This window comes from Edwardsiella sp. EA181011, from assembly GCF_000800725.1.
GTDB lineage: Bacteria > Pseudomonadota > Gammaproteobacteria > Enterobacterales > Enterobacteriaceae > Edwardsiella > Edwardsiella anguillarum.
Map to the genome: position 1 here is coordinate 2,637,956 of NZ_CP011364.1, position 12,835 is coordinate 2,650,790.

General features: G+C 62.3%; 12 protein-coding genes. 11 read left to right on the top strand and 1 reads right to left on the bottom strand.

The features are described from left to right. The first annotated feature begins 198 nt into the window (after positions 1–198). The 11 genes from QY76_RS11575 (at position 199) to gstA (ending at position 11,849) form a co-directional block, all read left to right on the top strand. Positions 199–1,929, top strand: a complete 1,731-nt coding sequence (locus QY76_RS11575; RefSeq protein ID WP_034163440.1) for a formate--tetrahydrofolate ligase — start codon at positions 199–201, stop codon at positions 1,927–1,929. A gap of 84 nt (positions 1,930–2,013) precedes the next feature. Beyond that, positions 2,014–2,445 carry a DUF2569 domain-containing protein gene (locus QY76_RS11580; RefSeq protein ID WP_034163441.1) on the top strand — a complete coding sequence of 144 codons (432 nt, stop codon included), beginning with the start codon at positions 2,014–2,016 and terminating at the stop codon, positions 2,443–2,445. 154 nt (positions 2,446–2,599) lie between these two features. Continuing rightward, positions 2,600–3,181 (top strand): electron transport complex subunit RsxA, encoded by a 582-nt coding sequence (rsxA, locus tag QY76_RS11585; RefSeq protein WP_015461468.1) that lies wholly within the window; start codon positions 2,600–2,602, stop codon positions 3,179–3,181. Then, a complete protein-coding gene (rsxB, locus tag QY76_RS11590; RefSeq protein WP_034163442.1) occupies positions 3,181–3,756 on the top strand; it encodes an electron transport complex subunit RsxB in 576 nt (191 codons plus the stop codon). Before rsxA ends, rsxB begins: the two co-directional genes overlap by 1 nt. Next, positions 3,749–6,019: an electron transport complex subunit RsxC gene (gene rsxC, locus QY76_RS11595; protein ID WP_038631584.1), complete on the top strand. Its 2,271-nt coding sequence runs from the start codon at positions 3,749–3,751 to the stop codon at positions 6,017–6,019. Before rsxB ends, rsxC begins: the two co-directional genes overlap by 8 nt. Then, on the top strand, positions 6,020–7,057 hold the full coding sequence (rsxD, locus tag QY76_RS11600; RefSeq protein WP_045427695.1) for an electron transport complex subunit RsxD: 1,038 nt from the start codon (positions 6,020–6,022) through the stop codon (positions 7,055–7,057). 9 nt (positions 7,058–7,066) lie between these two features. Next, positions 7,067–7,696: an electron transport complex subunit RsxG gene (rsxG, locus tag QY76_RS11605; RefSeq protein ID WP_034163445.1), complete on the top strand. Its 630-nt coding sequence runs from the start codon at positions 7,067–7,069 to the stop codon at positions 7,694–7,696. Then, positions 7,693–8,403 carry an electron transport complex subunit E gene (locus QY76_RS11610; protein ID WP_034163446.1) on the top strand — a complete coding sequence of 237 codons (711 nt, stop codon included), beginning with the start codon at positions 7,693–7,695 and terminating at the stop codon, positions 8,401–8,403. The genes rsxG and QY76_RS11610 overlap by 4 nt, the downstream gene beginning before the upstream one ends. After that, entirely contained in the window at positions 8,403–9,044 is a 642-nt protein-coding gene (gene nth / locus QY76_RS11615) for an endonuclease III (RefSeq protein WP_034163462.1), read from the top strand. The genes QY76_RS11610 and nth overlap by 1 nt, the downstream gene beginning before the upstream one ends. Before the next feature lie 575 nt (positions 9,045–9,619). Continuing rightward, positions 9,620–11,092: a dipeptide/tripeptide permease DtpA gene (gene dtpA, locus QY76_RS11625; protein ID WP_034163448.1), complete on the top strand. Its 1,473-nt coding sequence runs from the start codon at positions 9,620–9,622 to the stop codon at positions 11,090–11,092. Between the two features lie 151 nt (positions 11,093–11,243). Continuing rightward, positions 11,244–11,849: a glutathione transferase GstA gene (gstA, locus tag QY76_RS11630; protein ID WP_034163449.1), complete on the top strand. Its 606-nt coding sequence runs from the start codon at positions 11,244–11,246 to the stop codon at positions 11,847–11,849. 82 nt (positions 11,850–11,931) lie between these two features. Here gstA and pdxY read toward each other — a convergent pair whose 3' ends face one another. Further along, on the bottom strand, positions 11,932–12,798 hold the full coding sequence (pdxY, locus tag QY76_RS11635; RefSeq protein ID WP_034163450.1) for a pyridoxal kinase PdxY: 867 nt from the start codon (positions 12,796–12,798) through the stop codon (positions 11,932–11,934). Positions 12,799–12,835 lie beyond the last annotated feature (37 nt).

Genomic DNA, 12,835 nt, shown 5'->3' on the forward strand with positions numbered 1-12,835 from the left:
TCTTTATCCTTACCGGCGCCGTTTTCCCCCTCCCGGTTACACTATTCCGACATTTAACAAGGCAAACGTTTGCGCACTGTGGCATAGTACGCACCTGAGCCCGTCCAGGCGTATAATCGATGCCGCTCAGCCCACTTAGCGGCCTGCTGCCGGCAGCGCCTGTGTTTACTCTGTCTATGTAAAGGATCACGACACGCCATGATATCCCGCTGCGAACCGATGCCTTCATCTCAGCCTGCCCTGCTGCCGATCGCCGCCGTTGCGACCCGAATCGGCATCGCCTCTGAAGCCCTGATCCCCTACGGCCAGTATGCGGCCAAGGTGGATATGCGACAGCTCACGCCCCGTCCCCCACGCGGTAAACTGATCCTGGTCTCCAGCATCACCCCCACGCCGCTCGGCGAAGGGAAAACCGTCACGACCCTAGGCCTGAGCCAAGGGCTGAACCATCTGGGGCACAGCGCCATCGCCTGTATCCGCCAGCCCAGCCTCGGCCCGGTGTTCGGCGTTAAGGGCGGCGCCGCCGGCGGCGGTGCGTCGCAGGTGCTGCCGATGGAGCAGCTCAATCTGCATCTGACCGGTGATATTCACGCCATCAGCGCCGCACATAACCTGGCCGCGGCGGCGCTCGATGCCCGTCTATTCCACGAACAGCGCCTGGGCGATGCGTTCACCGATCAGAGCGGGCTGCCGCGTCTGGATATCGATCCCCAGCGCATCGTCTGGAAACGGGTGATGGACCATAACGATCGGGCGCTGCGCAGCATCGACGTTGGCGTCGGCGGCGGCAATAACGGCGTGCCGCGTCACGATGGCTTTGACATCAGCGCCGCCTCAGAGCTGATGGCCATTCTGGCGCTCTCCGACGGTCTGGCCGATATGCGTACGCGCATCGGCAAGGTGATCCTGGCCTATTCCCTGCAAGGTGCGCCGATCACCGCGGAGGATCTGCAGGTGGCCGGTGCCATGACCGTTGTGATGAAAGCGGCGATCCACCCGACCCTGATGCAGAGCAGCGAGCAGACGCCGGTGCTGATCCACGCGGGTCCCTTCGCCAATATCGCCCACGGCAACTCCTCCGTGCTAGCCGATAGACTGGCCCTGCAGCTAGCCGACTATGTGGTCACCGAAGCGGGCTTCGGCTCCGACATGGGAATGGAGAAGTTCTTCAATATCAAATATCGCCAGTCGGGGATCGCCCCCTCCTGCGTGGTGCTGGTCGCCACGCTGCGCAGCCTGAAGGCCAACAGCGGGCAGTTCAATATGAAGCCGGGACAGGCGCTACCGGAAGAGGTGAAGCAGCCGAACGCCGATCTGCTGCGCACCGGCTGTGAAAACCTGGGCTGGCATATCGCCAACGCTCGCCGCTATGGTCTGCCGGTGGTTATCGCCGTCAACCGCTGGCCGGAAGATACGCCGCAGGAGCTGGCCATACTGCGCGACTATGCGCTCAGCGCCGGCGCATTCGGCGTCGAATTCAGCGAAGCCTTTGCTCTCGGCGGGCGCGGCGCGGCGCGCCTGGCAGCCTGCGTCACCGATGCCTGCAGCCAGGCGGCCCAGGTCAACCTACTGTACCCGGACGCGATGCCGCTGGCAGAGAAGCTGCAGACCCTGGCGCACAGCTACGGCGCCAGCCACGCCGAGCTGACGGCGCAGGCGCAGCAGGAGCTGGATGCACTGGAGCAGGCCGGATTTGGCCAACTGCCGCTGTGCATGGCGAAGACCCCGCTCTCCATCAGCGCCGATCCGGCGTTGAAAAACGCCCCGCGCGGCTTTGTGCTGCCCATCCGCAGCCTGCAGGTCTCCGCCGGCGCCGGTTTTATCCGCGCCTATGCCGGTAACATCATGACGATGCCGGGGCTTAGCACCCTGCCGGCCTACCGCCACATCGATATCGACGCCGACGGCAATACCGTTGGACTAAGCTAACGCCCGCCCCCGATCCCTGCTCCCTCCGGCGCCGGGATCGGGTATACTCCCCCGCATTCGCCCTTTTATCCGGTATTGCATACGATGAAAACTGACCGTATCGGCGGCTGGCTGTTTGCGCCATTGGCCTACATGATCCTCTCTCTCATCTCCTCCAGCCTGATGCTGGCGCTGTTCATCATGACGCTGCTGCAGCACGGCGGCGGCGGACGCCTGTGGTCCCACGGCGGCACCTTTTTCTCGCAGTGGGGGCTCTCCCTGCTCATTACCCTAGGCGTATGGTGCTTCTCACTGCACGTGCTGCGCCTGTTTTTTAAGCGCTCGCGGCGCTTCCCCAAGCATTTCATCGCCTGGCTGCTGGTCATGCTGCTGCTGGCGCTGAAGTCCTTCGCCTTCTCGCCGATCAGCGATACCCTTGCGCTGCGCGGGATCGTCATGCCGCTGCTGGCCGCCGCCGTGTTTGTTCCCTATATCAAGCGTTCGGCCCGCGTGCGCCAGACATTTATTGAGCAATAGCGTCAATTTACGCCGGCGCCGCCGCCCTCATCGTGGGTAATTTGCGCAAATCGCAATAACCCTACGTTTGATCTGTTGTCGTCAGCCGGTTAAACCCCGATAATACAGCGGTTTCATCTTCCGGCTGATCTTTCTGCTTTGTAGGTTTTGTGTGATGACCGATTACCTGTTGTTGCTGGTCGGCACCGTCCTGGTCAATAACTTCGTCCTGGTTAAATTTCTCGGCCTGTGCCCCTTTATGGGGGTATCGAAAAAGCTTGAGACGGCGATGGGCATGGGACTGGCAACCACCTTTGTACTCACCCTGGCGTCCGTTTGCGCCTGGGCCGTAAACCAGTTTATTTTGGTGCCGCTGGGGCTGACCTATCTGCGCACCCTGACCTTTATTCTGGTCATCGCCGTCGTGGTACAATTCACCGAGCTGGCGGTGCGTAAAACCAGCCCGATTCTATATCGTCTGCTGGGCATCTTTCTGCCGCTGATCACCACCAACTGCGCGGTGCTCGGCGTGGCGCTGCTCAACGTCAACCAGTCACACAACTTTCTGCAGTCGGCCGTGTACGGGTTTAGCGCCGCCGCCGGCTTCTCGCTGGTGATGGTGCTGTTTGCCGCCATCCGTGAGCGACTGGCGCTGGCCGACGTCCCGGCGCCGTTTCGCGGCGCGTCCATTGCCCTCATCACCGCCGGGCTGATGTCTCTTGCCTTTATGGGCTTTAGCGGATTGGTGAAATTCTAATGTCTTCATTGTGGATAGCGATCGCCGCCGTCAGCGCCATCGCGCTGCTCTCCGGCCTGATCCTGGGATTTGCCGCCCGCCGTTTTCAGGTGGAGGCGGACCCCATCGTAGAACGTATTGACGCCCTGCTGCCGCAGAGCCAGTGCGGCCAGTGCGGTTACCCTGGCTGCCGCCCTTATGCCGAGGCCGTCGCCAACGGGGAGAAGATCAACCGCTGTGCGCCGGGCGGCGACGCGGTAATGCGTAATATCGCCGCCCTGTTGGCCGTCGATCCGCAGCCGCTGGAGGGCGAGAGCGCCCAGCGCGAGCCTCAGCGCCAGGTCGCGCTGATCGACGAGGCCAACTGTATCGGCTGCACCAAGTGTATTCAGTCCTGCCCGGTCGACGCCATCGTCGGCGCGACGCGAGCGCTGCACACCGTCATCAGCGATCAGTGTACCGGCTGCGGCCTGTGTCTGCCGCCCTGCCCGACGTCGTGTATCCAGCTGGTGCCCGTCCCTACCACGACCGCCACTTGGAAATGGGATTTGCAGACCATCCCCGTACATATTCTGGAAGTTGAGCGCCATGTTTAAGCTGTTCGCCGCACTGCGTAAAGAGAGACTGTGGGACTTTACAGGGGGGATCCATCCCCCTGAGATGAAACAGATCTCCAGCGAGATCCCGCTGCGCCGCATTCCGCTGCCGAATCTGCTGATCATTCCGCTGCAGCAGCACCTGGGACCCGAGGGGGACCTGCTGGTCAAGGTGGGCGAACGGGTGCTGAAAGGCCAGCCGCTCACCCATGGCAATGGCCGCACCCTGCCGGTACACGCGTCGACCTCCGGCACCATCAGCGCCATCTCGCGCCAGGTGACCGCCCACCCCTCCGGCCTGCCCGAGCTGTGCATCAGCCTGGTTCCCGACCAGCAGGAGCGCTGGGGAGAGCGCCACCCGCTGCCCGACTATCGCACCCTGACGCCCTCGGCGCTGATCGACCATATCCATCAGGCCGGGATCGCCGGACTCGGCGGCGCCGGTTTCCCGACCGCCGCCAAGCTCAACGGCGGCGTGGATCGCATCAATACCCTGATCATCAACGCCGCCGAGTGTGAGCCCTACATCACCGCCGACGATCGCTTGATGCGCGAGCAGGCCGCGGATATCGTCACCGGCTGCGCGATACTGCGCCACATTCTGTCGCCTGAGCGGGTGCTGATTGGCATCGAAGACAATAAGCCGCAGGCGATCGCCGCCCTGCGGCAGGCGTTACAGGGTCACGATCAGATACAGCTGCGGGTGATCCCCACTAAGTATCCCTCCGGCGGGGCCAAGCAGCTGATCAAGATCCTGACCGGCATGGAGGTTCCCCACGGTCGACACTCGGCCTCCATCGGCGTGCTGATGCAAAACGTGGCGACGGTCTACGCCATCAAGCGCGCCGTCATCGACGGAGAGCCGCTGATCGAGCGCGTGGTCACCCTGACCGGCGAGCAGATGCACCGCCCGGGAAATGTCTGGGCCGCCATCGGTACGCCGGTGAAGCATCTGCTGCAAAACGGCGGGTTTATTGCACAGAACAAGCACCCGATGGTGATCATGGGGGGCCCGCTAATGGGGTTTACCCTGTCGCGCCTCGGCGTCCCGGTGGTCAAGATCACCAACTGTATCCTGACGCCTTCGCGCGATGAATTCAGCGCCAGCGCGGCGCAGGCGGAGCAGCCCTGCATTCGCTGCGGCGCCTGCGCCGACGTCTGTCCAGCGCGCCTACTGCCCCAGCAGCTGTACTGGTTCAGCCAGGGCAAGGAGCACGATAAGGCGCGCGACTACCATCTGCAGGAGTGCATCGAGTGCGGCGCCTGCGCCTATGTGTGTCCCAGCAACATTCCGCTGGTGCAGTATTATCGACAGGAGAAGGCCGAGATCCGCGCATTGGACGATGAGGCCCGACGCGCCGCCGAGGCCAAGGCGCGCTTTGAGGCCCGTCTGGCGCGACTGGCGCGGGAAAAGGCGGCGCGCGAGCAGCGTCATAAACAGGCCGCCGTCAGCGTCAGCAACAGCGATCGGGAGACCATCCAAGCCGCGCTGCAGCGCATTAACCTGCGTAAGGCGGGGCCGACCGATGACGTCACCGCCGCGGTAAGCGATCCGCGGCAGGCGGCGCTGGCTGCTGCCATCGCCCGCGCCAAGGCCAAGCAGGCAGCGGCCCCATCGGCCGCGAACAGCGACGCCGACGCTCCGGCGCCGCAGGACGATCCGCGTAAGGCGGCCATCGCCGCCGCCATCGCCCGCGCCAAAGCCAAGCAGGCCGCGGCCCCATCGGCCGCGGACAGCGACGCCGACGCTCCGGCGCCGCAGGACGATCCGCGCAAGGCGGCCATCGCCGCCGCCATCGCCCGCGCCAAGGCCAAGCAGGCAGCGGCCCCATCGGCCGCGAACAGCGACGCCGACGCTCCGGCGCCGCAGGACGATCCGCGTAAGGCGGCCATCGCCGCCGCCATCGCCCGCGCCAAGGCCAAGCAGGCCGCGGCGAGCGAAGCCGACGCCGAGCCACCGGCGGCAGACAAGGGTGAAAGCCCTCGCCGTCAGATCCACCGGGCAACGCTGCAGGCAGCCTACGCGCCAGGATCCGACGCGGATACACCGGCAGCCTCGGAAAAAGAGACGCCGACGTCCGATCGCCAGGCCGCCATCGCCACGGCAATCGCTCGGGTGAAAGCCCGCCAGGCATTGGTCAGCGGAGAGGCCCCTCAGCCCGCCTCTCCATCCACCCCCACGGATGCGCAGAAAGCGGCCGTCGCGGCCGCTATCGCCCGCATTAAGGCAAAGCAGGCGTCCGCAGCGCCAAGCGAGGAATAAATGGCCTTCAGAATCGCCAGTTCACCCTTTACCCATAACCGCCAGAACACGGGGCGCATCATGTTCTGGGTCGTTGCCGCCGCCCTGCCTGGCATCGTGGCGCAAACCTACTTTTTTGGCTACGGCACGCTTATCCAGCTCACGTTGGCCATCCTCACCGCCTGCCTCTGTGAGGCGCTGGTGCTGCGTCTACGCCGACGCCCGCTCAGTACGCTCGGCGATAATTCCGCGCTGCTGACCGGGCTGCTGCTGGGCATCAGCCTGCCGCCGCTGGCGCCCTGGTGGCTCGTCGTGCTCGGCAGCGCCTTTGCCATCATCATCGCCAAGCAGCTGTACGGCGGGCTGGGGCAGAACCCCTTCAACCCGGCCATGGTCGGCTATGTCATGCTGCTGATTGCCTTCCCGGTGCCCATGACCACCTGGCTGCCGCCGCAGAGCCTGCTGAACCAACCGCTGGATCTCAGCCATACTCTGTCACAGATCTTCGGCGGTCACGCCGCCGATCTGCACGCCCTGCTCAGCGTGGACGGCGTAAGCTCCGCCACGCCGCTCGACAGCGTGAAGACCGGGCTGCGCAGCGGCCAGACGCTGACGGAAATCTTCCGCCAGCCCATCTGGCAGGGCGAGCTGGCCGGTTTAGGGTGGCAATGGGTCAACGCAGGGTTCCTGCTCGGTGGCCTGCTGCTGCTGCTGCGCCGCATTATTCACTGGCAGATCCCGCTAGGCTTCCTGGTCGCCATGGCGCTATGCGCCGCGCTGGGCGGTGGGTTGGCGCCGCAGAGCATTGCGCCGCCGCTGACTACCCTGTTCTCCGGCGCCACCATGCTGGGCGCGTTTTTCATTGCTACCGATCCGGTCACCGCGGCCACCACGCCGCGCGGCCGCCTGATCTTTGGCCTGCTCTGCGGCGTACTGGTCTGGCTGATCCGCACCTATGGCGGCTACCCCGACGGCGTCGCCTTTGCGGTGCTGCTGGCCAACATCTGTGTGCCGCTGATCGACCACTACACCCAGCCGCGCGTTTATGGCCATCGCTAAGGAGTCTTCATGCTAACCACTATGCGCCGCCACGGTATCCGCCTGGCCCTGTTCGCCATCCTCGCCACCGCGCTGACGGCCATCGTGCATCAATTGACCACCCGCACCATCGCCCGTCAGGCGGCGCTGCAGCAGCAGCGACTGTTTGATCAGGTGATCGCACCGGGCGACTACGACAACGACCTGCAGCGTAGCTGTCTGCTGCTGCGCGACCCGCGCCTGGGCGACGGCGCGGAGCACCGGCTGTATCTGGCCCAGCGTCAGGGCCAGCCGATCGCTGCGCTGGTCGAGGCCACCGCGCCCGATGGCTATGCCGGCGCCATTCGCCTGCTGGTCGGCGCCGATTTCAGCGGTAAGGTTCTAGGCGTACGGGTGCAAGAGCAGCACGAAACCCCAGGGCTCGGCGATAAAATTGAAATCCGTATCTCCGACTGGATCGACAGCTTTCGCAACAAGGTCGTACACGGCGCACAGGACCCGGCGTTTCGGGTAAAGAAAGACGGCGGCGAGTTCGACCAGTTTACCGGCGCTACCATCACTCCGCGGGCGGTGGTTAACGCCGTTCGCCGCACCACGCTGGCAATCCGCGATATCCGACCGCATCTGGCCAGCCTGCCGCGCTGTGGAGAAAGTGAATGAGTGAGGCCAAAAATCTATTCATCAACGGGCTATGGAAGAACAACTCGGCCCTGGTACAGCTGCTCGGCCTCTGCCCGCTGCTGGCGGTCTCCTCGACCGCCACCAACGCCCTGGGGCTGGGGCTGGCCACCACGCTGGTGCTGGTCTTGACCAACAGCGCCGTTTCGGCGCTGCGCCGCTGGGTGCCCAGCGAGATCCGTATTCCTATCTATGTGATGATCATCGCCTCCGTCGTCAGCGCGGTGCAGATGCTGATCAACGCCTACGCGTTCGGCTTGTATCAATCCCTGGGGATCTTTATTCCGCTGATCGTCACCAACTGCATCGTCATCGGGCGCGCCGAGGCCTATGCCGCCCACCATCCCGTCGGGGTAGCGGCGCTGGACGGCCTGGCCACCGGACTAGGCGCGACCGCGGCGCTGTTCGTTTTGGGCGCCCTGCGTGAAATCCTGGGCAACGGTACCCTATTCGACGGCGCCGACCTGCTGCTCGGCCACTGGGCCCGCGCGCTGCGCATCGAGCTGTTTCATACCGATACGCCGTTCCTGCTGGCCATTTTGCCGCCGGGCGCATTTCTTGGCCTTGGGTTTATGCTGGCGTTCAAATATGTTATCGATCAAAAGCTACGCCGGCGTCAGGCGCAGCGTAGCGCCGTTGGCCAAGCGCAGCGCAGCGCGGCGCCCACGGACAACCATGAGCAGGCATGATGAATCAGGAAAAACGCATCGAGATACTCCGGCGCCTACGCGACGCCAATCCGCAGCCGACCACCGAGCTTATCTACAGCAGCCCGTTTGAACTGCTGATCGCCGTGCTGCTGTCGGCCCAGGCGACCGACGTCAGCGTCAATAAGGCAACCGCGACGCTGTTTCCGGCGGCCAACACCCCCGCGGCGCTGCTGGCGCTCGGCGTGGACGGTGTCAAGCGGCACATCAAGACCATCGGTCTGTATAACGGCAAAGCGGAAAACATTATCAAGACCTGCCGTCTCCTGCTGGAGCAGCACGGCGGCGAGGTACCGGAGGATCGCCCTGCGCTGGAGGCGCTGCCCGGCGTCGGACGCAAGACCGCCAACGTCGTGCTCAATACGGCCTTCGGCTGGCCGACCATCGCCGTCGATACCCATATTTTCCGCGTCTGTAACCGCACCCGCTTTGCGCCGGGAAAGACGGTCAACGAGGTTGAGGAGAAGCTGCTTAAGGTGGTACCGGCGGAGTTCACCCTCAACTGTCATCACTGGCTGATCCTGCACGGGCGCTATACCTGCATCGCCCGGCGCCCGCGCTGCGGCTCCTGCCTCATCGAGGATCTGTGCGAATTCCGCGATAAAGTCTACCCCGAGCAGTAGGCCCTTTCCCGGTGCCGCGCACTGCTTATCCGGCGGTGCGCGCCGCCCTCTGCTGTGATCTCTCCCCCGTTTTTACCTCTGCTAGCGCAGTTTCACTTTATTTGCCACAGCGCAAGCACTTTCGTTGTCGTAATTTTGAGGTTGATCACATTTAAATCGTTAATATTATTCTTCGATTGATGCCGATATGTTGCTCTATTTGATGATTTTGGAAAAAGACGATAATTTAGTACAATCAAATACAATTATTGCGAACAACCAGATAATAACCCTGCTTTTTTATAAAAATAGCGAAATATACAACGAAATTGCTTTTGTACAGCAATTCGGCAAAATTTTACATCGGAAAATGCATTTTAGGCGTTAGTTCCCTCTGAGTAACATTTGTAACATTATCGGATTATTCCATAGAATGTTTGTGTAACAGAATATGACAAAGCTATTGTCAGCCTGCAAAATATCGTTAAGAGTACCCCTCTTCCTGCCGCGTATAACAATGTAAACAGTATGTTTTTTAAACATGCGCCGCGGCCGTTACCCGTCGTCAGACGGGCGTGAAAAACCAGAGGTAACTTGTGTCAAACGCAAACAACAACCAACCGGAAAACGTGAGTCTTAACGCGTTTAAACAGCCCCGTGCTTTCTATCTGATCTTCTCTATCGAACTGTGGGAACGTTTTGGCTATTACGGCCTGCAGGGCATCATGGCCGTTTATCTGGTCAAGATGCTGGGCATGACCGAGGCCGACTCCATTACCCTGTTCTCCTCCTTCAGCGCCCTGGTATACGGCTTCGTCGCTATCGGCGGCTGGCTGGGTGACAAGGTGCTGGGTGCCAAGCGCGTCATCATGCTCGGCGCGCTGGTTCTGGCCATTGGCTATGCCTTTGTCGCCTACTCCGGCCATGACCTGTCGCTGGTCTACGTGGGGATGGCGACTATCGCGGTCGGTAACGGCCTGTTTAAGGCTAACCCCTCCTCGCTGCTCTCCACCTGCTATGAGAAAAACGATCCGCGCCTGGACGGCGCCTTCACCATGTACTACATGTCGGTGAACATCGGTTCCTTCTTCTCTATGCTGGCAACCCCGTGGCTGGCGGCCCGCTTTGGCTGGAGCGTCGCGTTCTCCCTGAGCGTCGTGGGCATGCTGATCACCCTGGTCAACTTTATGATGTGCCGTCGCTGGGTGAAGGATCAGGGCTCCAAGCCGGACTTCGCAGCGCTGCAGGTCGGCAAGCTGATGATGACCCTGGTCGGCGTTGTGATCCTGGTCGCCATTTCAACCTGGCTGCTGCATAACCAAACCATCGCGCGCTGGGCGCTGGCCATCATCTCCGCCGGCATCATCCTGATCTTCGCGAAAGAGACCTTTGCACTGCAGGGCGGCGCGCGCCGTAAGATGATCGTCGCCTTCCTGCTGATGCTAGAAGCCGTGGTCTTCTTCGTGCTGTATAGCCAGATGCCGACCTCGCTGAACTTCTTCGCCATCCATAACGTTGAACACAGCATCTTCGGCATCGCGTTCGAGCCGGAGCAGTATCAGGCGCTGAACCCGTTCTGGATCATGGTCGCTAGCCCGATCCTAGCCGCAATCTACAACAAGATGGGCGACCGCCTGCCGATGCCGCACAAGTTTGCTATCGGTATGGTGCTGTGCTCCGGCGCGTTCCTGGTGCTGCCGTGGGGCGCATCCTTCGCCAATGAAGCGGGGATTGTGTCGGTTAACTGGCTGATCCTGAGCTATGCGCTGCAGAGTATCGGCGAACTGATGATCTCCGGTCTGGGTCTGGCCATGGTGGCGCAGCTGGTGCCGCAGCGACTGATGGGCTTTATCATGGGCTCTTGGTTCCTGACCACCGCCGCCGCGGCGCTGATCGCCGGTAAAGTGGCGGCGCTGACCGCCGTGCCGGGGGGCGAGGTTGCCGATCCCCACGCGTCACTGGCTATCTATAGCCACGTATTTATGCAGATCGGTATCGCTACCGCCGTCATCGCCGTGCTGATGCTGCTGACCGCGCCGAAGCTGAACCGCATGACCCTGGGCGATTGATTTCTCTCCCTCGCGAAAAAGGCGCCCCTGCGGCGCCTTTTTTTTACCGCGGGCGCGCCGCGTATAAATTCTATCTGCCACACAGACAGACCGCCGCTGACGGACTACGCTAAAGGTCATCTACCCAGCGGAAACGTCCAAGGAGCGAGTGATGAAATTGTTCTATAAATCCGGGGCCTGCTCTCTTTCACCGCATATCGTACTGCGTGAGGCCGGTCTGGACTTCACCATCGAAAGTGTGGATCTGGCCAGCAAACGTACCGAGCACGGCAGCGACTATCTGCGCATTAATCCCAAGGGACAGGTGCCGGCGCTGCTGCTGGATGACGGCAGTCTGCTGACCGAAGGGGTGGCCATCGTGCAGTACCTGGCCGATCGGGTGCCAGACCGCGCGCTGATCCCGCCGCAGGAGACGCTGGCGCGCTATCACGCGATCGAATGGCTCAACTATATTGCCACCGAGATCCATAAGGGATTCAGCCCGCTGTTCAATCCGCGCCAGCCGCAGGAGAGCAAGGCGATAGCGCGCGCGGCGCTGGAGAAGCAGTTCCACTACCTCAACGGCGTACTCAGCGAGCGTCCCTACCTGCTGGGGCCCAGCTTCAGCGTCGCCGACGCCTATCTGTTCACCACGCTGTGCTGGGCCAAGGCGATGCACTTCGATCTGGCCGTCTGGCCGGCGCTGGCCGACTATATGGCGCGTATCGCCGCGCGGCCGGCGGTCGATGCTACGCTCAGCGCCGAGGGGTTGAAGTAGCGCGATCGACCCTGAGCGCGCAGCAGACAAGTAAAAAAAAGGCCTCCCAGGGGAGGCCTCGTTTTTTGCGGATCGTCCGGGATCAGCCGTGCAGCGCCCGCGCCGTATAGCGGTGCTGCGGACAGGCGATGCGATCCTGGGCGGCGACCAGCTGCAGCTCGTACTCCCCCATCGCCTGGGTCGTCAGCATCACCTCATAGACCGCCGCCGTAACGTGCTCCAGCGCGCTCTGCAGCGACTCGCCCTTCAGCAGGTTCACCAGCAGCAGACCACTGGTCAAATCGCCAACGCCCACCGGCTGGCGGGCACCGAAGTCCACCAGCGGACGGGCGATGTGCCAGGCCTCGTCGGCGGTGACCAGCAACATTTCAAAGCGGTTGCGATCGTAGCCAGCATTGTGCAGGTGTTTGACTAAGACAATGCGCGGGCCACGGGCGATCAGCGCGCGGGAGGCCGCCAGGGCCTCCTCAACGCTGGTTATCTTACGATCGGTCAGCGTCTCCAGCTCCAGCAGATTGGGCGCCATGATATCGCTGCAGGCGACCGCCTGCTGGCAGAAGAACTCAGCCACGCCCGGCGCGACGATGCACCCTTTTTCCGGGTGTCCCATCACCGGATCACAAAAATACCATGCGTCGGGGTTACTCTGCTTCACCTGTCGAACGATCTGCAAAATATGCTCGCCCTGCTGCGGCGAACCAATGTAGCCGCTCAGCACCGCGTTGCAGCGCGTCAGCTCCCCAATATCGGCAATCCCTTGCACAATCTCGGTCAGATGATTAGCCGGCATCACGCTGCCGGTCCAGTGACCGTACTGAGTATGGTTAGAAAACTGAACGGTATTCAGCGGCCATACGTTAACGCCCATGCGACGCATCGGGAAAACGGCGGCGCTGTTGCCGGCGTGGCCAAACACCACGTGAGATTGAATGGAAAGGATATTCTTCATCGTATTTTTGCTTATCTGCCCACTGGGCAGTCGTTGG